18 protein-coding genes and 18 tRNA genes are annotated in these 21683 nt (G+C 41.9%); 35 read left to right on the top strand and 1 reads right to left on the bottom strand.

Going from position 1 to position 21683, the window contains the following annotated elements:
• The first annotated feature begins 53 nt into the window (after window positions 1-53).
• The 35 genes from PCY07_RS07595 to purH all read left to right on the top strand — a co-directional run bounded on the left by PCY07_RS07595 (window position 54) and on the right by purH (window position 20503).
• Window positions 54-126, top strand: a tRNA-Val gene (locus PCY07_RS07595).
• 2 nt (window positions 127-128) lie between these two features.
• Window positions 129-201, top strand: a tRNA-Asp gene (locus tag PCY07_RS07590).
• A gap of 24 nt (window positions 202-225) precedes the next feature.
• A tRNA-Lys gene (locus PCY07_RS07585) sits at window positions 226-298 on the top strand.
• A gap of 6 nt (window positions 299-304) precedes the next feature.
• Window positions 305-386 (top strand) — tRNA-Leu (locus tag PCY07_RS07580).
• A 17-nt stretch (window positions 387-403) separates the two neighbouring features.
• A tRNA-Thr gene (locus tag PCY07_RS07575) sits at window positions 404-476 on the top strand.
• A gap of 23 nt (window positions 477-499) precedes the next feature.
• A tRNA-Gly gene (locus PCY07_RS07570) sits at window positions 500-571 on the top strand.
• Between the two features lie 7 nt (window positions 572-578).
• Window positions 579-664, top strand: a tRNA-Leu gene (locus PCY07_RS07565).
• Window positions 665-683: 19 nt separating this feature from the next.
• Window positions 684-757, top strand: a tRNA-Arg gene (locus tag PCY07_RS07560).
• Between the two features lie 36 nt (window positions 758-793).
• Window positions 794-867 (top strand) — tRNA-Arg (locus PCY07_RS07555).
• A gap of 19 nt (window positions 868-886) precedes the next feature.
• Window positions 887-960 (top strand) — tRNA-Pro (locus PCY07_RS07550).
• 6 nt (window positions 961-966) lie between these two features.
• A tRNA-Met gene (locus tag PCY07_RS07545) sits at window positions 967-1040 on the top strand.
• Between the two features lie 16 nt (window positions 1041-1056).
• Window positions 1057-1130: transfer RNA gene (locus PCY07_RS07540), tRNA-Ile, on the top strand.
• A gap of 11 nt (window positions 1131-1141) precedes the next feature.
• Window positions 1142-1231: transfer RNA gene (locus PCY07_RS07535), tRNA-Ser, on the top strand.
• Between the two features lie 11 nt (window positions 1232-1242).
• Window positions 1243-1316: transfer RNA gene (locus PCY07_RS07530), tRNA-Met, on the top strand.
• Between the two features lie 3 nt (window positions 1317-1319).
• Window positions 1320-1392, top strand: a tRNA-Phe gene (locus tag PCY07_RS07525).
• Between the two features lie 16 nt (window positions 1393-1408).
• Window positions 1409-1479: transfer RNA gene (locus tag PCY07_RS07520), tRNA-Gly, on the top strand.
• A gap of 38 nt (window positions 1480-1517) precedes the next feature.
• Window positions 1518-1591: transfer RNA gene (locus tag PCY07_RS07515), tRNA-Ile, on the top strand.
• Between the two features lie 4 nt (window positions 1592-1595).
• Window positions 1596-1683: transfer RNA gene (locus PCY07_RS07510), tRNA-Ser, on the top strand.
• A gap of 60 nt (window positions 1684-1743) precedes the next feature.
• Entirely contained in the window at window positions 1744-2562 is an 819-nt protein-coding gene (mreC, locus tag PCY07_RS07505) for a rod shape-determining protein MreC (protein WP_301355745.1), read from the top strand.
• 1 nt (window position 2563) lies between these two features.
• The gene (mreD, locus tag PCY07_RS07500; RefSeq protein WP_301355743.1) at window positions 2564-3064 is read left to right on the top strand and encodes a rod shape-determining protein MreD; all 501 of its coding nucleotides are present in this window, start codon (window positions 2564-2566) and stop codon (window positions 3062-3064) included.
• Window positions 3065-3158: 94 nt separating this feature from the next.
• The gene (gene pcsB / locus PCY07_RS07495) at window positions 3159-4382 is read left to right on the top strand and encodes a peptidoglycan hydrolase PcsB (RefSeq protein WP_301355741.1); all 1224 of its coding nucleotides are present in this window, start codon (window positions 3159-3161) and stop codon (window positions 4380-4382) included.
• Window positions 4383-4561: 179 nt separating this feature from the next.
• Complete coding sequence (locus PCY07_RS07490) at window positions 4562-5536, top strand: ribose-phosphate diphosphokinase (protein WP_301355740.1); 975 nt, start codon at window positions 4562-4564, stop codon at window positions 5534-5536.
• Between the two features lie 51 nt (window positions 5537-5587).
• Complete coding sequence (locus PCY07_RS07485) at window positions 5588-5728, top strand: hypothetical protein (protein WP_301355739.1); 141 nt, start codon at window positions 5588-5590, stop codon at window positions 5726-5728.
• A 350-nt stretch (window positions 5729-6078) separates the two neighbouring features.
• Window positions 6079-6702: an amylase-binding adhesin AbpA gene (gene abpA, locus PCY07_RS07480; RefSeq protein ID WP_215194883.1), complete on the top strand. Its 624-nt coding sequence runs from the start codon at window positions 6079-6081 to the stop codon at window positions 6700-6702.
• Window positions 6703-6795: 93 nt separating this feature from the next.
• Window positions 6796-7644, top strand: coding sequence for a class B sortase, LPKTxAVK-specific (gene srtB, locus PCY07_RS07475; RefSeq protein WP_301355736.1), 849 nt, complete (start codon window positions 6796-6798; stop codon window positions 7642-7644).
• A 162-nt stretch (window positions 7645-7806) separates the two neighbouring features.
• Window positions 7807-8988, top strand: coding sequence for a pyridoxal phosphate-dependent aminotransferase (locus tag PCY07_RS07470; RefSeq protein ID WP_301355734.1), 1182 nt, complete (start codon window positions 7807-7809; stop codon window positions 8986-8988).
• On the top strand, window positions 8972-9751 hold the full coding sequence (gene recO, locus PCY07_RS07465) for a DNA repair protein RecO (RefSeq protein ID WP_301355732.1): 780 nt from the start codon (window positions 8972-8974) through the stop codon (window positions 9749-9751). Before PCY07_RS07470 ends, recO begins: the two co-directional genes overlap by 17 nt.
• Window positions 9748-10743 carry a phosphate acyltransferase PlsX gene (gene plsX / locus PCY07_RS07460; protein WP_301355730.1) on the top strand — a complete coding sequence of 332 codons (996 nt, stop codon included), beginning with the start codon at window positions 9748-9750 and terminating at the stop codon, window positions 10741-10743. The genes recO and plsX overlap by 4 nt, the downstream gene beginning before the upstream one ends.
• 3 nt (window positions 10744-10746) lie before the next feature.
• Entirely contained in the window at window positions 10747-10995 is a 249-nt protein-coding gene (locus PCY07_RS07455) for an acyl carrier protein (protein WP_013904385.1), read from the top strand.
• 150 nt (window positions 10996-11145) lie between these two features.
• On the top strand, window positions 11146-11853 hold the full coding sequence (gene purC, locus PCY07_RS07450; protein ID WP_013904386.1) for a phosphoribosylaminoimidazolesuccinocarboxamide synthase: 708 nt from the start codon (window positions 11146-11148) through the stop codon (window positions 11851-11853).
• 63 nt (window positions 11854-11916) lie between these two features.
• Window positions 11917-15642 (top strand): phosphoribosylformylglycinamidine synthase, encoded by a 3726-nt coding sequence (locus tag PCY07_RS07445; RefSeq protein WP_301355727.1) that lies wholly within the window; start codon window positions 11917-11919, stop codon window positions 15640-15642.
• A 12-nt stretch (window positions 15643-15654) separates the two neighbouring features.
• A complete protein-coding gene (purF, locus tag PCY07_RS07440) occupies window positions 15655-17094 on the top strand; it encodes an amidophosphoribosyltransferase (protein ID WP_003015381.1) in 1440 nt (479 codons plus the stop codon).
• A gap of 210 nt (window positions 17095-17304) precedes the next feature.
• The gene (gene purM / locus PCY07_RS07435) at window positions 17305-18327 is read left to right on the top strand and encodes a phosphoribosylformylglycinamidine cyclo-ligase (RefSeq protein WP_049518283.1); all 1023 of its coding nucleotides are present in this window, start codon (window positions 17305-17307) and stop codon (window positions 18325-18327) included.
• Window positions 18327-18881, top strand: a complete 555-nt coding sequence (gene purN / locus PCY07_RS07430) for a phosphoribosylglycinamide formyltransferase (protein WP_301355724.1) — start codon at window positions 18327-18329, stop codon at window positions 18879-18881. The genes purM and purN overlap by 1 nt, the downstream gene beginning before the upstream one ends.
• A 74-nt stretch (window positions 18882-18955) precedes the next feature.
• On the top strand, window positions 18956-20503 hold the full coding sequence (gene purH, locus PCY07_RS07425) for a bifunctional phosphoribosylaminoimidazolecarboxamide formyltransferase/IMP cyclohydrolase (protein WP_301355723.1): 1548 nt from the start codon (window positions 18956-18958) through the stop codon (window positions 20501-20503).
• Window positions 20504-20557: 54 nt separating this feature from the next.
• Here purH and PCY07_RS07420 read toward each other — a convergent pair whose 3' ends face one another.
• Window positions 20558-21577 (bottom strand): GBS Bsp-like repeat-containing protein, encoded by a 1020-nt coding sequence (locus PCY07_RS07420; RefSeq protein WP_301355722.1) that lies wholly within the window; start codon window positions 21575-21577, stop codon window positions 20558-20560.
• Between the last annotated feature and the right edge of the window lie 106 nt (window positions 21578-21683).

The following is a 21683-nucleotide window of genomic DNA, read 5'->3' as shown; positions in this document are numbered from 1 at the left end:
AGATAAGGAAGTCGCTTAGCAAGAGATTGAGCCTAGATGATCTAGGCTCATTTGGGAGTTTAGCTCAGCTGGGAGAGCATCTGCCTTACAAGCAGAGGGTCAGCGGTTCGATCCCGTTAACTCCCATAGGTCCCGTAGTGTAGCGGTTATCACGTCGCCCTGTCACGGCGAAGATCGCGGGTTCGATTCCCGTCGGGACCGTTAGGATAATGAAAATTATTTTAAGACTCGTTAGCTCAGTTGGTAGAGCAATTGACTTTTAATCAATGGGTCACTGGTTCGAGCCCAGTACGGGTCATATTTTGCGGGTTTGGCGGAATTGGCAGACGCACCAGATTTAGGATCTGGCGCTTTACGGCGTGGGGGTTCAAGTCCCTTAACCCGCATAGAAGAATAATAATGAGCCGGCTTAGCTCAGTTGGTAGAGCATCTGATTTGTAATCAGAGGGTCGCGTGTTCAAGTCATGTAGCCGGCATTTTTTTATATAAAGAAAGTGATGCGAACGTAGTTCAGTGGTAGAACACCACCTTGCCAAGGTGGGGGTCGCGGGTTCGAATCCCGTCGTTCGCTTGAGGAGGCCGGGGTGGCGGAACTGGCAGACGCACAGGACTTAAAATCCTGCGATTGGTAACGATCGTACCGGTTCGATTCCGGTCCTCGGCATAGATTTAGGTTGAAAGAAGCACCCTTAGCTCAACTGGATAGAGTACCTGACTACGAATCAGGCGGTTAGAGGTTCGACTCCTCTAGGGTGCATGGTCGTGAGACTATGTAAGAATAGAATAAGAACGAGCACCCTTAGCTCAACTGGATAGAGTACCTGACTACGAATCAGGCGGTTAGAGGTTCGACTCCTCTAGGGTGCATAAGGCGTAAGCTTTAGAACGGGAAGTAGCTCAGCTTGGTAGAGTACTTGGTTTGGGACCAAGGTGTCGCAGGTTCGAATCCTGTCTTCCCGATATTATGGCGGTGTAGCTCAGCTGGCTAGAGCGTCCGGTTCATACCCGGGAGGTCGGGGGTTCGATCCCCTTCGCCGCTATATTGTTGATCTTGTTGGACCTTTAGCTCAGCTGGTTAGAGCTCTCGGCTCATAACCGAGTGGTCGTAGGTTCAAGTCCTACAAGGTCCATTATAAGTTTTGGAGGATTACCCAAGTCCGGCTGAAGGGAACGGTCTTGAAAACCGTCAGGCGTGTAAAAGCGTGCGTGGGTTCGAATCCCACATCCTCCTTTTTAAATTAACGCGGGATGGAGCAGCTCGGTAGCTCGTCGGGCTCATAACCCGAAGGTCGTAGGTTCAAATCCTGCTCCCGCAATTTGGCTCGGTAGCTCAGTTGGTAGAGCAATGGATTGAAGCTCCATGTGTCGGCGGTTCGATTCCGTCTCGCGCCATTTCCTTTATTAATAAGCGGGTGTAGTTTAGTGGTAAAACTACAGCCTTCCAAGCTGTTGTCGCGAGTTCGATTCTCGTCACCCGCTTTGAACTTTTGTTCAATTTTTACCAAGTTATTTAACTTGGGCGCGTAGCTCAGGTGGTTAGAGCGCACGCCTGATAAGCGTGAGGTCGGTGGTTCGAGTCCACTCGTGCCCATTTTGGAGAATTACTCAAGAGGCTGAAGAGGACGGTTTGCTAAATCGTTAGGTCGGGTAACTGGCGCGGGGGTTCGAATCCCCCATTCTCCGTATAACTATGAAGTTTGAGATAGGATCTCAAACTATTTTTTGTATTTTTGTAGGTTTTTTATGTTATTGAAACGTTTTTTTAAGATATTTAGTCTCTTGTTTGTTTTAGTTGTAGCAGGGGTTCTGTTTTTATTCCCATCAGTTCGAAATACTATTGTTATAAAATCTTCTGATGTTTTAACTATTTTTGATCAAGCTATTTCTATTCCGTTTGCTGTAATTGAGTCTAAGTCAAATGACATAAAAAATTTATCAAAGATTAATGATGAAAATATTTCTTTAAAGTCTAAAATATATCAGATAGATATTAATCACTCTAAATTAAATCGTTTAGAGTCTGAAAATAAAGAGTTAAAGGATTTATTGAATTTAAAAAATTCTGTATCAGGTTCAAAACAAGTTGTTGGGGAGATTGTTGACAGAAATTACAGTTCTTGGAATGAACAGTTTGTGATTGATAAGGGGAGTTCTGATGGAATTTCAGACTCAATGTTTGTTCTTTCTTCAGGGGGGGTTATAGGAGTTGTTGATAACTTGGAGAAAAACTCTAGTAGAATTAAATTACTGGTTGGGAATGATATTTCTTCTCAACATTTGACACTTAAGATTGAAGATAAAACACAATCTATCTTTGCTTTATTAATTGGCTTTGATGATAAAACGGGTGAGTTTCGTTTGCTGCAAATTGGTGATTCTGTTGACATTAAAAAAGGGTCTCTTGTTTCAACAAGTGGGCTCGGTAAATATAAGACCGGTGATTTACCTGTTGGTACGGTATCTTCAGTAAAAAAAGCATCAGATCAGTTAGGACAAGAAATTAGAGTAAAACCTAAAGCAAGTTTGGATGTTAATCGTTATGTACTTCTGATTGGAGAATAATGTGAGATTATTACGAAAATACTATTTTTTTCCTTTGTTATTGTTTTTGTCTTTATTTATTGATGGGCAATTTTCTTTCATCTTCTCGCGTTTTATTCCAAATCAATTTGAAGCTATTTCATTTCTATTTTTTTATGGCTTTATGATGTTGAGTCTCTATTTTTCAGAGATATGTTGTATTTGGTTGGGTATTTTCTTTGGTTTTTGTTTTGATGTGTATTTTCTAAATACTCTTGGAATCTCCTTTTTGATATTTCCATTATTACAAATAATATTTTATCAGTGGAATCAAGTTATTCTGCTTAATCGTTTAACTCGCTTTTTAACATTTTTACTAACGATTTTTTGTTTTCAACTTCTTGCTTCATTTCTTGAGATTTTTTTAATTGGTATTAAATTTGATTTATTTTCGTTAGTTGTTTTCCAAATTGCACCAAGTTTACTTCTGAATTTATTTTTGTTACTGATCTTTCAACCTCTATTTGAAAAGATTTATTTATAAATTCGAAACAAAAATGTAACAATAGCGTAACATAAATTAGTGATAAAATTTGTTATACTAGTTAGTGTCTTATTGGAAAGGGAAAATTTATCTAATGAAGAAAAAATTATTTGCCACAATCTTATTGAGTACAGTTGCTTTATCACAAGGTGCTGTCGTAGCTGGTGTATCAGCTGACTCCACAGATGATAAGATTGCTGCTCAAGACAACAAAATCAATAGTATTAATCAACAACAACAAAGTGCACAAGCTCAGGTAGATCAAATCCAAGGTCAGGTATCTGAAATTAAAAAACAACAAGAAAATCTTCAAGCTGAAAATGATCGTTTGAATGAAGAATCTGAACGATTGTCAGCTGAGATCGATGAGTTGTCAAAAAATATTGTTGCTCGTCAAGAATCACTTGCAAATCAAGCACGTAGTGCTCAAACAACTGGGACTGCCACAAGCTATATTAATGCGATTGTTAGTTCTGGATCTTTGACAGAAGCTATCTCACGTATTTCTGCTATGAATGAAATTGCAGATGCTAACAACAAAATGTTGCAAGAGCAAAAACGTGATAAAGAAGATATTGCACAAAAACAAAAAGAAAACAACGATGCTATCAATACTGTCATTGCAAACAAACAGCAATTAGAAGATGATGCGCAAGCTTTGTCAACAAAAGAAGCTGAATTGAAGGTTGCGCAATTGAACTTGGCAGCTGAAAAATCATCTGCTGAAAACGAAAAGAATGCTTTGTTGCAACAAAAAGCTGAAGCTGAAAAAGCGGCAGCGGCAGCGGCAGCAGCTGAAGCAGCTTACCGTGCGAAACAAAAGGAACAACAAGCAGCTGTGAAGGCCTCTGCTAACACAACTCTTCAAGCACAAGTTCAAGCGGCAGCTCAAACACCTGCTGCAACACCAGCGGCAGCTCAACCTGCTGTTCAAACTCAAGCAGCGACTGCACCTGCAGCAACTACTTCTCGTCCAAATTACAGCTCATCTGCTTCTTCTTATCCAGTTGGTGAATGTACATGGGGTGCGAAAGTTTTAGCTCCTTGGGCAGGTAATTTCTGGGGTAATGGTGGACAATGGGCAGCAAGTGCAGCAGCAGATGGTTTCCGTACTGGATCTCAACCACAAGTTGGTGCGATTGCATGTTGGAATGATGGTGGATATGGACACGTAGCAGTCGTTACAGCGGTTCAATCTACAACAAGCATTCAAGTATCTGAGTCTAACTATTTAGGTAATCGTAGCATTGGTAATTATCGTGGTTGGTTTAACCCAACAACAGCTCAAGGGACAGTTACTTATATTTATCCAAACTAAAAATGACATTGAAGTGGGACGTTTGTCCTACTTCTTTTTTTTAAAGTTTGCAGGTGGTCCTAGTTTTTGTATTTTCCATAAATTAATATTTGAATATTTGACAAAAAAGCGATAAAATGATGGTAGGAGAAATTTGTGCTGAGTGTACAATATGGTTTTAGATTTTAGTGGAGGAAATCATGTCATTTTCTGATTTAATGCTCTTTGCCTTGTCGTCAAATCAAGAATTGGCTCAACGTGTGTCTCGTGAAATGGGACTACCGCTTGGAAAGTCAACGGTTCGTCAATTTTCTGATGGAGAAATTCAGGTTAATATTGAAGAATCAATTCGTGGGAAAGATGTTTATATTTTACAATCTACTAGCTCACCGGTTAACGATAATCTAATGGAAATTTTGATCATGGTAGATGCGTTGAAACGTGCTAGTGCGCAATCAATTAATGTGGTGATGCCGTATTATGGCTATGCTCGTCAAGACCGGAAAGCTCGAGCTCGTGAACCAATTACATCTAAGTTGGTAGCCAATATGCTTGAGGTTGCTGGAGTTGATCGTCTGTTGACAATTGATTTGCACGCCGCTCAAATTCAAGGTTTCTTTGATATTCCTGTGGACCACTTGATGGGGGCTCCTTTAATTGCTGATTATTTCGAGCGCCGTGGTATGATTGGAAAAGACTATGTTGTTGTCAGTCCAGACCATGGTGGAGTAACCCGGGCACGTAAGTTAGCTGAATTTTTGAAGACACCAATTGCAATTATCGACAAACGTCGGAGTGTTGATAAGATGAATACGAGTGAAGTCATGAACATCATTGGGAATGTTGAAGGTAAGACTTGTATTTTAATTGATGATATGATTGATACAGCAGGTACGATCTGCCACGCGGCTGATGCTCTTGCAGAAGCTGGTGCTGTTGAAGTCTATGCGAGCTGTACTCATCCTGTCCTATCAGGGCCAGCGATGGAAAATATTCAAAAGTCTGCGATCAAGAAGCTGGTTGTCTTGGATACAATTTATTTACCAGAAGAGCACTTGATTGATAAGATTGAACAAATTTCGATTGCGAAACTTCTTGCTGAGGCTATTATTCGTATTCATGAAAATCGGCCACTTTCACCTTTGTTTGAAATTGGAAATGCGAAGAAATCTTAAAAATAATGAAGAGGCTGGGGAACTAGTCTCTTTTTTAGGAAAGGAGATGTTATGAAAGTAGTAGAATGGTGGCAGAAACGGGAAAAAGAAAAGAAACAGAAAAAATTTCTCACTGCAGCTCAACAGTTAGAAGCTAAGGCGGATCCGAGTTTACCGAAGAAAAGATTACCAAAGAATGGTGCAGTGAAATAAACAAACCAAATATGAAAGACATCGTTGGGCGGTTTCTGAAAGAATGATAGTAAATATCATGGAACGATTCATGAAATTGTTTTGGATAGGTATTTGAAAGAATGAACAGGATGTAATATAAACAACCAAATACTTAGTGGAAATAAGGATTTATCACTATTGTGAAGCTGTAGGAAGTGTATTCGGAATGGCTCTCAAATCTTGTATGTTTTGCATTTAAATAAATAGAAATCTTAAACTTTTTTAAAAAAATAAGAAAAAAAGTCTTGACATAGGAAGAATATCCTAGTATACTAGTCATAGTTACGAAGTAACGATTAATTTTTGAAAAGAAAAAAGGAGATAAAACAATGAAAAAAGTTTTATTATCATCAGTAGCAGCTCTTGCAGTATTTGCTGCAGCAGCACCTGTATTTGCACAAGGTGAAAACTCAAATGCATCTAACCAATTGATCCAAAAGAAATATGTTTCTTGGCGTGATGCAGCAGATGAAGCTAACACTCAAGTAGCAGCTCATGAAGCAGAAATCAAAGAAGAAACTCTTCGTCAACCAGGCGTTGTAGCAGCACAACAAGCTCTTGATAAAGCTAATGCAATTGTTGGTCATGACCACGAACAAGCAGTAAAACGTGCTCAAGAAGACTATAACACTGCTTATAACGAAGCATACAACACAGTACGCAACCGTTACATCCAAGTTCTTCAACAAAAATACATTGAAGCTGCTAAAGCTCAAGGTAACTACTACGATGAAACAGCTGTAGAAGCTAACCGTACAAATGAACAACGTATTGCAGATGACATCAAAGCTCAAACTGGTAAAGATGTTACTGTTACTACAGATGAAAAAGGTAACGTTGTAGTTAAAGACGAAAAAGGTAACGTTATTGGTACTGTTGACAAAAACGGTAAACTAGTTAAAGCTGATGCTAAAGCTGGTAAAGCTCTTCCAAAAACAAGCGCAGTTAAATAATTTGATTATTAATTAGCTCGAAACGAATATCACTGAGTCCTAGGGCTCAGTGATATTTTTTAGAGAAAAAATCGTCATAAGGAGATCAATGAAATGAAAAGAGCTGAGAAAAAAGCTTCAAATAAATTGGCTGGGATCATGATTGCTCTTGCTGCAGTTGTCGTAATTGTTGCTGGTTTTATTTTCTTCAATCCATTTGGGGGAGGGAAATCTTCTGGCACAGCTAAAAAGACAACGAGTACAAGCTCAACCAAACAAGCGGCTAAATATGAACCAAGTCAAGAAGAAAAAGATTATTTAAAAAATCGTTTTGCCCAATTAACTGCGGTTAATCCAGAAACAATTGGTTATGTTTATGCACCAGGTACTGAATTGGATGAACCAGTAGTTCAAACGACTGATAATGAAACCTATTTGAATAAGACCTTTGATGGTGGGAACGAACCTCTTATGGGAACTGTTTTCATGGATACAGATAACAAAAAGGACTTTAGCGATCGTTTGACGTGGCTCTTCGGTCATGCACGTGGCAGTAAAGTTGCAGATCATCGCATGTTTAATGATGTTAATTTCTATGATAAACAAGATTATTTTGACCAACATCCCTATGTTGTGATTGAAACTCCTGATCGTAAATATTACTACGAAGCGATGTGCTTGGTTATCGTCCCAGAGGATACTGCCTTTTATCGTACAAGCTTTACAGATGATAAAGACTTTACAACGCAGTTAAAAAAAGTTTACGAAGATGGGCAAACTAAGAATCCAAATATCAAGATCAAGGCATCTGATAAATATTTGGTATTGTCAACTTGTCGTGAAGAGGATGAAACCATTCGTGCGAACCTTTATCTTCGTCAAATCCCTGATTCAGAAATGAAGGATTTTGTGGCGAAACATGCAGATCAATTGAAATATGTGGCAACACGTGATCAACAATAATAACAAAAAGGCTTAGGCCTTTTTTGTTATGTCTAGTATTTGTAGGAAATATCTTGTAATCTGTTCATCTATCTTCTTTTTATCCTATATCTAGCAGGTTGAGCCTTTGCGATGGACTTCCATTTATAGTATAATGAATATAAGTGTATTTGGAGGTGTTTTATGGATTTAACGAAACGTTTTAATAAGAATCTAAATCGGATTGAAGTTTCTTTGATTCGTCAGTTTGACCAATCAATTTCTTCCATTCCTGGAGTCTTGCGTTTGACGTTGGGGGAACCGGATTTTACAACTCCTGAACATGTGAAAGAAGCTGGAAAGGCTGCGATTGACGCGAACTTTAGTCATTATACAGGAATGAGTGGCTTGCTGGCTTTGCGTGAGGCTGCGAGTCAGTTTGTGGGTGATAAATATGGTATTCACTATCGGCCTGAGGATGAGATATTGGTGACGATCGGTGCGACAGAAGCCCTGTCTGCAACCTTGACAGCAATCTTGGAACCTGGTGATGTGGTGCTACTCCCAGCACCGGCCTACCCTGGTTATGAACCGATTATAAATTTGGTGGGAGCAGATGTTGTTGAAATTGATACGACAGCAGATCGTTTTGTCTTGACTCCTGAAAAGTTGGAAAAGGCTATTCTAGAGCAGGGTGAAAAATTGAAGGCTGTTATTCTCAATTATCCAGCTAACCCAACGGGTGTTACTTATTCGCGCGAACAGATGGCGGAATTGGCTGCTGTCTTAAAAAAATATGAAGTCTTTGTGATTTGTGATGAAGTCTATTCAGAGTTGACTTATACTGGAGAAGCGCATGTCTCTATGGCATCCTTCATTCCTGAGCAGACCATTGTCATTAATGGCTTATCTAAGTCTCATGCCATGACAGGATGGCGCCTTGGCTTTATCTTTGCCCCAGCTGTATTGACAGCCCAACTCATCAAGAGTCATCAGTATTTGGTAACAGCTGCTGGAACTATGAATCAGTATGCTGCGATCGAAGCTTTGACGGAAGGTCGGGATGATGCAGAGCCGATGAAGAAGGAATATGTGAAGCGTCGTGATTACATTATTGAAAAGATGTCTTCGCTTGGGTTTGAGATGATTAAGCCAGATGGAGCTTTCTATATTTTTGCTAAAATCCCAGCTGGTTACAATCAGGATTCCTTTGCTTTCTTACAAGATTTTGCGCGTGAAAAAGCGGTTGCTTTCATTCCTGGTGCTGCTTTTGGCCAATATGGTGAAGGCTATGTGCGTTTGTCGTATGCAGCCAGCATGGAGGTTATCAAGGAAGCTATGAAACGCTTGAAGGAGTATATGGAAGAACATGCTGGAGTCAATTGAGACCCGGGGAATTGTACTGTATAATCGGGAGTTTCGTGAGGATGATAAACTGGTCAAAATCTTCACGGAGAAATCAGGCAAGCGGATGTTTTTTGTAAAACATGCAGGAAAATCACGGTTGAATCCCATGTTGCAACCATTGGTAACGGCAGATATGTTGCTGAAAATCAATGATGAGGGGTTAAGTTATATTGATGATTTTCAAGATGTGCAGGTTTATAAGAAAATCAATGCAGATCTTTTTGCCCTTTCTTATGCGACCTATGTTCTTGCGCTTGCGGATGCAAGTATTCAGGATAATCGGGTGGATCCGGCCTTGTTTGCTTTTTTGGAGAAGACCTTGTCTTTGATGGAAGAGGGACTGGATTATGAGGTCTTAACCAATATTTTTGAGATTCAGATTCTATCTCGATTTGGGGTTATCTTGAATCTACATGAATGCTGTTTCTGCCATCGGGTTGGACTTCCTTTTGATTATTCTTTTCGGTATAGTGGGGTACTTTGTCCGGATCATTATGATCGGGATGAGAGACGTGCCCACTGGCATCCAAATGTTCTCTATTTATTGGATCAATTTCAAGTAGTACGATTCAGTGAGTTAGAGACGATTTCCCTACAAGCGGAGATGAAAGCAGCTCTACGTCATGCAATCGATCAGTTGTATGAGGAGTATGTAGGGATCCATTTAAAAGCTAAAAAGTTTATCGATTCTTTGAGTGATTGGGGAGCGATTATGAAAGATTCATCTGGAGGTGAAATATGAAAAAAATTGCAGTAGATGCAATGGGGGGCGATAATGCACCTCAAGCCTTGGTAGAAGGCGTGAATCAAGCCATTCGTGATTTTGATGATATTGAGATTGTCTTGTATGGCGATGAAACAAAAATTAAAGACTATTTAACCGCAACAGAACGTGTCTCGATTGTGCATACAGAAGAAAAAATCGATTCAGATGATGAGCCAACGCGGGCTATTCGTCGGAAGAAAAAGTCTTCTATGGTCTTAGCTGCCAAGGATGTGAAGGCTGGTGATGTCGATGCCATGCTATCTGCGGGAAATACAGGTGCCTTGTTGGCAGCAGGTTTCTTTATTGTTGGGCGGATCAAAGGGGTGGAACGTCCAGGTTTGATGTCCACACTTCCGACGGTTGATGGTCGCGGGTATGATATGCTAGACTTAGGTGCCAATGCGGAAAATACACCGGAGCACTTGCATCAGTATGCTCTGATGGGGTCTTACTACGCGGAAAATGTTCGTGGGATTCAAAAACCACGTGTGGGTCTATTGAATAATGGGACAGAAGCTAGTAAGGGAGATCCTTTGCGCAAGGAAACTTATCAATTGTTATCTGAGGATGAGTCGATTCATTTTGTTGGAAACGTGGAAGCGCGTGACTTGATGGATGGCGTTGCTGATGTCGTTGTGGCGGATGGTTTCACGGGAAACGCTGTTTTGAAAACGATGGAAGGAACGGCTTTTGGGATCTTGAAGCAATTGAAACAAGCGATTGCCACTGGAAACTGGAAGGCGAAATTAGGAGCTTTTCTGCTCAAGGACCGTTTGAAATCATTGAAACAAACCTTAGATTTCTCAGATGTTGGAGGAGCGGTCTTGTTTGGTCTTCAAGCACCTGTTGTTAAAACGCATGGTTCGAGTGATGCCAAAGCAGTCTATAGTACCATTCGTCAAGTTCGAACCATGTTAGAGACAGATGTTGTTGGAAAATCAGTGAAGGAATTATCGAAAAAGGAGTAATATATGAGTAAACAGAATGAAATTTTAGCTACGATTGAAACATTTCTTAAAGATCGCAATGGGGAAAATTTTCAAGTATCCTTGGAATCAGATTTACGCAAGGATTTACAGGCGGACTCTGTTGAGTTGATGGAATTTATTATCAATCTTGAGGATGAATATCAAATGGAGATTCCAGATAAGGCCATTGATGAATTTAACACAGTGGGAGACGTTGTCGACTATATTGAAAAACGAACTGCTGTCCATTAATTGAAAAAGGATCGTTCAGAGATTATTCTGAATGGTCTTTTTTTCTGTTCTTTTCATTCGGATTCTGCTTATATTGTACGGAATTTTATTGAAAATACACTTTGTATGTGATAGAATGAAGGTGATAAAATACGAAAGGCGAACAAAGTCATGACCAATCAACTGATTTATACTGGAAAAGCTAAGGATATCTATACTACTGAGGACGAACATGTGATTAAGTCGGTCTATAAGGACCAGGCCACTATGCTAAATGGGGCTCGTAAGGAGACTATTAAAGGAAAAGGTGTGCTAAATAATCAGATTTCGTCTCTTATTTTTGAAAAATTGAATGCTGCGGGTGTTGCGACGCACTTTATCGAACGTATCTCTGATACCGAACAATTGAATAAGAAGGTTAAAATTATTCCTTTGGAGGTGGTTCTTCGAAATGTGACTGCAGGTTCTTTTTCTAAACGTTTTGGCGTTGAAGAAGGTTTGGATCTGGAAACTCCAATCGTTGAATTTTACTACAAGAACGATGATTTGGACGATCCATTCATCAATGATGAACATGTGAAGTTTTTGGATATTGCCAATGATGAGCAAATTGCCTATATCAAAGAAGAAACACGTCGCATCAATGAATTGCTGAAAGATTGGTTTGCACAAATTGGTCTTCGTTTGATTGACTTCAAATTGGAATTTGGTTTTGATAAGGATGGCAAGATTATCTTGGCAGATGAATTCTCTCCAGACAACTGTCGTCTTTGGGATGCTGAAGGACACCATATGGACAAGGATGTTTTCCGTAGAGATTTGGGTAGTTTAACGGATGTATATCAGGTTGTGTTGGAGAAATTACAGGGCTTGAAGTAATCTTTTTGAAACGGAAAACCTTCGTCTTCGATAACATGTTTGAATAGAAATAAAGGAAATAAAATGGATAAACGTATTTTCGTTGAGAAAAAAGCTGATTTTCGTGTGAAATCGGACTCTTTAGTAAAAGAATTGCAGCATAATCTTCAGTTGAAAACGTTGAAGGATCTTCGGATTGTTCAGGTTTACGATGTTTTTGGTTTGGCAGAGGACTTGTTTGCGCGTGCGGAAAAACACATCTTCTCTGAGCAAGTGACCGATACTGTTTTGGATGAAGCTACGGTTCAGGCTGATCTTGAGAAATATGCTTTCTTTGCGATCGAAAGCTTGCCTGGTCAATTTGACCAACGTGCAGCATCTTCACAAGAAGCTTTGCTTTTGCTTGGTAGTTCAAATGATGTAACAGTGAACACAGCACAACTTTACTTGGTTAACAAGGATATTGATGCGAATGAGTTGGAAGCTGTCAAAAACTACCTTTTGAACCCAGTGGATTCTCGTTTCAAAGATATCACTGTTGCCATTGCGAAACAGGATTTCTCTGAGTCTGACAAGACCATTCCAAGCTTGGATTTCTTTGAAACATATACGGCAGAAGATTTTGCACAGTATAAGGCTGAGCAAGGATTGGCCATGGAAGTGGATGACCTTCTCTTCATTCAAGATTACTTCAAATCCATTGGACGGGTGCCAACTGAGACTGAGTTGAAGGTTTTGGATACTTACTGGTCTGACCACTGCCGTCATACAACTTTCGAGACTGAGTTGAAAAACATCGACTTCTCAGCTTCTAAATTTGAAAAACAATTGCAAGCGACTTATGACAAGTATATTGCCATGCGTGATGAGTTGGGACGTACAGAAAAACCTCAAACTTTGATGGATATGGCGACTATTTTTGGCCGTTATGAGCGTGCAAATGGTCGTTTGGATGACATGGAAGTGTCTGATGAAATCAATGCCTGCTCTGTTGAAATTGAAGTGGATGTCAATGGTGTCAAAGAACCATGGCTTCTCATGTTCAAGAACGAAACGCACAACCACCCAACGGAGATCGAACCATTTGGTGGAGCGGCTACTTGTATCGGTGGTGCCATTCGTGACCCATTGTCAGGGCGTTCCTACGTTTACCAAGCCATGCGTATCTCAGGTGCTGGTGATATTACAGCTCCAATTTCAGAAACTCGCGCTGGTAAATTGCCACAACAAGTGATTTCTAAAACAGCGGCTCACGGTTATTCTTCATATGGTAACCAAATTGGTTTGGCAACAACTTATGTTCGTGAATACTTCCACCCAGGTTTCGTTGCTAAACGTATGGAGCTAGGTGCAGTTGTCGGTGCGGCTCCTAAGGAAAATGTGGTCCGTGAAAAACCTGAAGCAGGTGATGTCGTGATTCTTCTCGGTGGGAAAACTGGACGTGACGGTGTCGGTGGTGCGACAGGTTCTTCTAAAGTTCAAACGGTTGAATCTGTTGAAACAGCTGGTGCTGAGGTTCAAAAAGGGAATGCCATCGAAGAACGGAAGATTCAACGTCTTTTCCGTAATGGGTATGTGACACGTCTGATCAAGAAATCAAATGACTTTGGTGCTGGTGGTGTCTGTGTGGCTATCGGTGAATTGGCAGATGGTCTTGAAATTGATCTAGACAAAGTGCCATTGAAATACCAAGGCTTGAACGGTACAGAAATTGCCATCTCTGAATCTCAAGAACGGATGGCTGTCGTGGTTCGTCCAGAAGATGTAGACGCCTTCGTTGCTGAATGTAACAAAGAAAATATTGATGCTGTTGTCGTTGCTACAGTGACTGAAAAACCAAATCTTGTCATGCACTGGAATGGTGAAACCATCGTTGATTTGGAACGTCGTTTCCTTGATACAAACGGTGTACGTGTTGTCGTAGATGCTAAGGTGGTTGACAAGGATGTCAAGCTTCCAGAAGAACGTCAAACATCTGCTGAAACCCTTGAAGCGGATACTCTTGAAGTCTTGGCTGACCTGAACCATGCCAGTCAAAAAGGGTTACAAACCATCTTTGATAGTTCAGTTGGTCGTTCAACAGTCAATCATCCACTCGGTGGTCGCTACCAAATCACACCAACGGAAGCTTCTGTACAGAAATTGCCAGTCCAACATGGCGTGACAACAACTGCTTCTGTTATGGCGCAAGGATTCAACCCTTATGTAGCAGAATGGTCTCCATATCATGGCGCTGCCTATGCAGTCATCGAAGCAACAGCTCGTTTGGTTGCTGCTGGTGCAAACTGGTCTAAGGCTCGTTTCTCTTATCAAGAATATTTCGAACGGATGGATAAACAAGCAGAGCGTTTTGGTCAACCAGTAGCTGCTCTTCTTGGATCCATCGAAGCTCAGATTCAACTTGGTTTGCCATCTATCGGTGGGAAAGACTCTATGTCTGGTACCTTTGAAGAATTGACAGTACCACCAACCTTGGTTGCTTTTGGTGTTACAACTGCAGATAGCCGTAAGGTCCTTTCTCCAGAATTTAAGACTGCTGGTGAAAATATTTACTATATTCCAGGTCAAGCTTTGGCACAAGAAATTGACTTTGATCTTATTAAATCTAACTTTGCTCAGTTTGAAGCTATCCAAGTTAACCACAAAGTGACAGCTGCATCAGCTGTTAAATATGGTGGTGTGGTTGAAGCTCTTGCCCTTGCAACATTTGGTAACCATATCGGAGCAAATGTCGAATTAGCTGACCTTGACACTAGCTTGACAGCCCAATTGGGCGGATTCATCTTCACATCGCCTGAAGAAATTGCAGGTGTTGCCAAGATTGGAGAAACAGTAGCTGACTTTACACTTGCTGTCAATGGTGTAACGCTTGATGGACACAAACTTGACAGTGCCTTCCAAGGTAAATTGGAAGAGGTTTACCCAACGGAATTTGCACAAGCAACTGAGTTGGAAGAAGTACCTGCTGTTGAAACAGATGCTGTGATTAAAGCTAAAGAAACAGTTGAAACACCAGTGGTTTACATCCCAGTATTCCCAGGTACCAACTCGGAATATGACTCCGCTAAGGCCTTTGAAAAAGAAGGAGCCAAAGTTAACCTGGTACCATTTGTCACACTCAACGAAGAAGCGATTGTCAAGTCTGTTGACACTATGGTTGACAATATCGAAAAAGCTAATATTATCTTCTTTGCAGGTGGCTTCTCAGCAGCGGATGAACCAGATGGATCAGCTAAATTTATCGTGAACATCTTGCTCAATGAAAAAGTACGTGCAGCCATTGATCACTTCATCGAACGTGGTGGTTTGATTATTGGTATCTGTAACGGATTCCAAGCCCTTGTTAAATCAGGTCTTCTTCCATACGGTAACTTTGAAGATGCAAGCAGCACGAGTCCAACCCTCTTCTACAACGATGCCAACCAACACGTGGCTAAGATGGTGGAAACACGGATTGCCAACACCAACTCACCATGGCTTGCCGGAGTAGAAGTTGGTGACATCCATGCCATCCCAGTATCACACGGTGAAGGTAAATTTGTCGTGACAGCTGAGGAATTTGCAGAGCTTCGTGACAATGGTCAAATCTTTACCCAATATGTTGACTTCGAAGGTAAACCAAGCATGGATTCAAAATACAATCCAAATGGTTCTGTCAATGCGATCGAAGGTATTACCAGCAAGAACGGTCAAATTATTGGGAAGATGGGCCACTCAGAACGTTTCGAAGACGGTCTCTTCCAAAATATTCCAGGAAATAAAGATCAACATCTCTTTGCGTCAGCGGTTAAATACTTTACTGGAAAATAAAAGGTATACAAAATGACATACGAAGTTAAATCTCTTAATGAAGAATGTGGTATTTTTGGGATCTGGGGACACCCAGATGCTGCAAAACTGACTTATTTCGGATTACACAGTCTTCAACACCGTGGTCAAGAAGGGGCGGGGATCCTTTCGAATGATGCGGGTCAATTAAAACGGTATCGTGATACGGGTCTTCTCTCAGAAGTCTTTCGAAATCCTACTAACTTGGATAAGTTGACAGGAACGGGAGCGATTGGCCATGTTCGCTATGCGACAGCTGGGGAAGCTTCGGTGGATAACATCCAGCCCTTCCTCTTTCGCTTTCATGATACGCAGTTTGGACTTGCCCACAACGGGAATTTGACCAATGCCAAGTCCCTCAAACGGGAGTTGGAAAATAACGGGGCGATCTTTAGCTCAACATCTGATTCAGAAATATTGGCCCACTTGATTCGTCGGAGCCACAACCCATCTTTCATGGGTAAGGTGAAAGAAGCCTTGAATACGGTGAAAGGTGGATTTGCTTACCTTCTCATGCTGGAAGATAAGCTGATTGCGGCCTTGGATCCAAATGGTTTCCGTCCTCTTTCGATTGGGAAAATGGCTAATGGGGCCATCGTAGTTTCCTCTGAAACCTGTGCCTTTGAAGTGGTTGGCGCAGAGTGGATTCGGGATGTAAATCCGGGTGAAGTCGTGATCATCGATGATAACGGCATCACTTACGACAACTATACAACGGACACCCAATTGGCTGTTTGCTCAATGGAGTATATCTACTTTGCTCGCCCGGACTCCAATATCCAAGGGGTCAATGTCCATACAGCTCGTAAACGTATGGGGGCTCAATTGGCACGTGAATTTAAACATGAAGCAGATATTGTGATCGGTGTACCGAACTCTTCACTTAGTGCAGCTATGGGATTTGCGGAAGAATCCGGCCTACCAAATGAAATGGGCTTGATTAAAAACCAATACACCCAACGGACCTTTATCCAACCAACACAAGAACTACGGGAGCAAGGGGTTCGGATGAAGCTCTCTGCCGTATCCGGTGTCGTGAAAGGCAAACGGGTTGTCATGATTGATGATTCTATCGTACGTGGGACAACATCACGTCGGATTGTGAAGTTATTGAAAGAAGCAGGAGCTACAGAGGTCCACGTAGCAATCGGTAGCCCAGCCCTTGCCTACCCATGTTTCTACGGGATCGATATTCAAACACGTAAGGAATTGATTGCTGCCAATCACACAGTAGAGGAAACACGCGATATCATTGGTGCAGATAGCTTGACGTATTTGTCAATCGATGGCTTGATTGATTCTATTGGAATTGATACAGATGCCCCCAATGGCGGTCTTTGTGTGGCTTACTTTGATGGAAAATATCCAACGCCTTTGTATGACTACGAAGAACGCTATGTGGAAAGTTTGAAAGAACATACTTCTTTCTATTAAGAGCAGTGCAGAAGAAAAGGAATGAAACAAATGACAAATAAAAATGCTTATGCTCCACGTCTCACTACTGACTAAAAGCTAAAGCATTTGTCAGTAGACGCTTTGCCCTATGGGACCAAAGCTAGAGACCTGACTAGTATTTTTAGATAAAAAAATTGTTTATCTAAAAATACGTCGCACTCTTTCTCAAAAAAAGAAAAGGATTAAAAAATGACAAATAAGAATGCATACGCTCAATCTGGAGTAGACGTTGAAGCAGGTTATGAAGTTGTTGAACGAATCAAAAAACACGTGGCTCGTACGGAACGTGCAGGTGTCATGGGAGCTCTTGGTGGCTTCGGTGGCATGTTTGACCTTTCAAAAACAGGTGTCAAAGAACCTGTTTTGATCTCAGGTACAGATGGTGTCGGTACTAAACTCATGCTTGCTATTAAGTACGACAAACACGATACGATCGGTCAAGACTGTGTTGCTATGTGTGTTAACGATATCATCGCTGCAGGTGCGGAGCCCCTTTACTTCCTCGACTATATTGCAACTGGTAAAAATGAACCAGCTAAACTAGAACAAGTCGTTGCAGGTGTTGCTGAAGGTTGTGTGCAAGCTGGTGCAGCCCTTATTGGTGGTGAAACTGCTGAAATGCCTGGTATGTATGGTGAAGATGACTATGACTTGGCTGGGTTTGCTGTCGGTGTTGCAGAAAAATCTCAAATCATTGACGGTTCAAAAGTAGCTGAAGGGGATGTGATTCTTGGACTTGCTTCAAGTGGCATCCATTCAAATGGTTACTCACTTGTTCGTCGTGTCTTTGCAGATTACACAGGTGAAGAAGTTCTCCCAGAATTGGAAGGGAAGAAACTTAAAGACGTTCTTTTGGAACCAACTCGTATCTACGTCAAAGCAGCTTTGCCACTCATCAAAGAAGAATTGGTCAACGGAATTGCCCACATAACAGGTGGTGGTTTCATCGAAAATGTACCACGGATGTTCTCAGATGACTTGGCTGCTGAAATTGACGAAAGCAAAGTCCCAGTTCTTCCAATTTTCAAAGCTCTTGAAAAATATGGTGAAATTAAACATGAAGAAATGTTTGAAATTTTCAACATGGGGATTGGTCTCATGCTTGCAGTGAAACCAGAAAATGTGGAACGTGTCAAAGAACTTCTTGACGAACCTGTTTATGAAATCGGTCGTATTGTGAAGAAAGATGGCGCAAGTGTGGTGATTAAATAATGGCTAAAAGGATTGCTGTATTTGCCTCTGGCAACGGCTCAAACTTCCAGGTGATTGCAGAACAATTTCCAGTAGAATTTGTTTTTTCAGATCATCGTGATGCCTATGTCTTAGAACGGGCCAAAAATCTTGGTGTGGTGAGTCACGCCTTTGAACTCAAGGAATTTGACAATAAAGCAGCTTATGAAGAAGCTATCGTCAAACTTTTGGATGAGCACCAGATTGACCTAGTTTGTTTGGCCGGCTATATGAAAATCGTCGGTCCAACCTTGCTAGCAGCTTATGAAGGCCGTATCATCAATATTCACCCGGCTTATCTCCCTGAATTTCCAGGTGCTCATGGTATTGAGGATGCTTGGAATACAGGTGTTGCTGAGAGCGGTGTGACTATCCATTGGGTGGATTCTGGTGTTGATACCGGTAAGGTTATTCAGCAAGTCCGTGTATCGCGCCTTGAAGGGGATACCCTTGATACTTTCGAAACGCGCATCCACGAAACAGAGTATAAGCTCTATCCAGTAGTTTTGGAACGTTTGGGAGTAGCACGAAAATAAGGAAGCCATTGATCGGAAAGAACATTTTCGACTGTAGCAGATAAAGAACTTTTTTAAAAAGGAAAAGAAAGAAAATGACTAAACGCGCACTAATTAGTGTTTCAGACAAAGCGGGCATTGTTGAATTTGCCCAAGAACTCAAAAAACTCGGTTGGGACATCATCTCGACAGGTGGAACTAAAGTTGCCCTTGATAACGCTGGAGTAGACACTATCGCCATTGACGATGTGACTGGTTTCCCAGAAATGATGGACGGTCGTGTGAAGACCCTTCACCCAAATATCCACGGTGGTCTTCTTGCTCGTCGTGATCTCGATAGCCACCTGGAGGCTGCTAAGGACAATAAGATTGAATTGATCGACCTTGTTGTGGTAAACCTTTATCCATTCAAGGAAACGATTCTTAAACCAGACGTGACTTATGCTGACGCGGTGGAGAACATTGATATCGGTGGTCCATCCATGCTTCGTTCAGCAGCGAAAAACCACGCTAGCGTAACGGTTGTGGTAGACCCTGCTGACTATGCTGTGGTGCTTGACGAGTTGGCAGCCAACGGCGAAACAAGTTACGAAACTCGCCAACGTTTGGCAGCGAAAGTCTTCCGCCATACAGCAGCCTATGATGCTTTGATCGCAGAATATTTCACTGATCAAGTGGGTGAAAGTAAACCTGAAAAACTTACTTTGACTTACGATCTCAAGCAACCAATGCGTTACGGTGAAAATCCTCAACAAGACGCAGACTTCTACCAAAAAGCTTTGCCAACGGATTACTCCATCGCTTCAGCGAAACAGTTGAATGGGAAAGAATTGTCCTTCAACAATATCCGTGATGCGGATGCCGCTATCCGGATCATCCGTGATTTCAAAGACCGTCCAACTGTTGTGGCCTTGAAACACATGAACCCATGTGGGATCGGTCAAGCTGACGACATCGAAACTGCTTGGGACTACGCTTATGAGTCTGACCCAGTATCCATCTTCGGTGGGATCGTGGTTCTCAACCGTGAGGTGGACGCTGCGACAGCTAAGAAGATGCATGGCGTTTTCCTCGAAATCATCATCGCGCCAAGCTATACAGATGAAGCGCTTGAAATCTTGACAACCAAGAAGAAAAACTTGCGGATCCTCGAATTGCCATTTGACGCTCAAGATGCTAGTGAAGTGGAAGCAGAATACACTGGTGTTGTTGGTGGTCTACTCGTTCAAAACCAAGACGTCGTCAAAGAAAGTCCCGCTGACTGGCAAGTGGTTACCAAACGCCAACCAACTGATACAGAAGCGACAGCTCTTGAGTTTGCTTGGAAAGCTATCAAGTATGTGAAATCAAATGGGATTATCGTGACCAACGACCACATGACACTTGGTGTTGGCCCAGGTCAAACCAATCGTGTGGCATCTGTCCGTATCGCTATTGATCAAGCTAAAGACCGTCTTGACGGCGCTGTTCTTGCTTCCGATGCATTCTTCCCGTTTGCGGATAATGTGGAAGAAATCGCCAAAGCAGGTATCAAGGCAATCATCCAACCGGGTGGATCAGTCCGTGACCAAGAGTCAATCGAAGCGGCTGATAAATATGGCTTGACCATGATCTTTACAGGTGTGAGACATTTTAGACATTAATCAAATAAGGCGCTCATTCAACGATGAGTGCCTTTTCTGCTGGTTAAGAAGACCTTAATCGGGGTAGATATAGGTGACGGTTCCCCAGATGGGATTGGTTGGATCGAACCAACCGCGGAAGTTGTCGATATAGCGATGGCCGTTGTAGTTAGCCTCTTGGATCTGAATTTTTTGGTCATGTTCGACGTCCGTAACCAAGGCGACATGGCCATATCCCCCATTGTCCCAACAGGCGATAGCGCCGACCTCTGGAGTGTCTCCTGTCCGGAATCCAGCAGCGCGTGCACTAGCTGCCCACATACCACCGTTTCCCCACCAGTTGTGGGCCCAAGGGGCTAATTCTTTGGCTCCCCAGGTGCACTCACCAATGGGGTAGGTGTTTCCTGGATGTGTCGCGAGTGGAGTGAGCTTTGGCTTTGCACTTTCCACTTGAAAGGTAGTGGGGAATAGACCTTTTAGTTGCCCCTTCTTTTTCTGGTAGACGTGGAGATGAAATAGCCCACTTCCCTTGTGTTTTTGAGCCTGAAAGCGCAGTTGGAAGTGTCCAGGTGCAATCTTCTTTGCGGGATACCAGACCAGATCATCCTGCCCGTTTTCTTCTGACCAGATGGGGAAGACAATCTCGTCAACGTCTTCGAACAACTTTAGGTCTACCTCAAATTCTTGTGAGGAGATGGGTGTGATCGTGATCTTGGGCTGGGAAGAAGCCAAATCTTTTTGCTGGACGCTGGTCGTGAGAGGGTAAAGGCCGGTTAGCTGTTCATTTGCCTCCACTCCATAGACATGGACATGATAAAGTCCGGCTTGATCAGAATGGTTGGTCAATGGCACTTGTAGGTCAAATCCCTTGTCACTGCGTTCCACAGGATACCAAGTCAGGTCATCTTGGCCATTTTGGTCAGACCAGATGGGAACTTGGATCTTTTGATACTTATCCGGGACGTTTCCAAGATGAATCATTAGCTGCCCTTTTTCGGCATAGATAGCATTGGTCGCTTGATCTGCATGGGCAATAGAGGCTTGCATGCCCCATGTCGCACAAGTCAGTACGACAAATTTTTTGATCGTTTGCATAATACTCCTTTTCGTCAATTAGTAGGTCTCACCTATACTATTCGGAAAAAAATGAGAAATAGGAGAAAATAGCAAAAAATGTTTGGATTCTACTGGAAATAGGAGA

It is taken from the genome of Streptococcus sp. SP1 (assembly GCF_030440005.1).
GTDB classification, from domain to species: domain Bacteria; phylum Bacillota; class Bacilli; order Lactobacillales; family Streptococcaceae; genus Streptococcus; species Streptococcus parasanguinis.
This window is presented reverse-complemented; position numbering and strand designations above follow the sequence as displayed.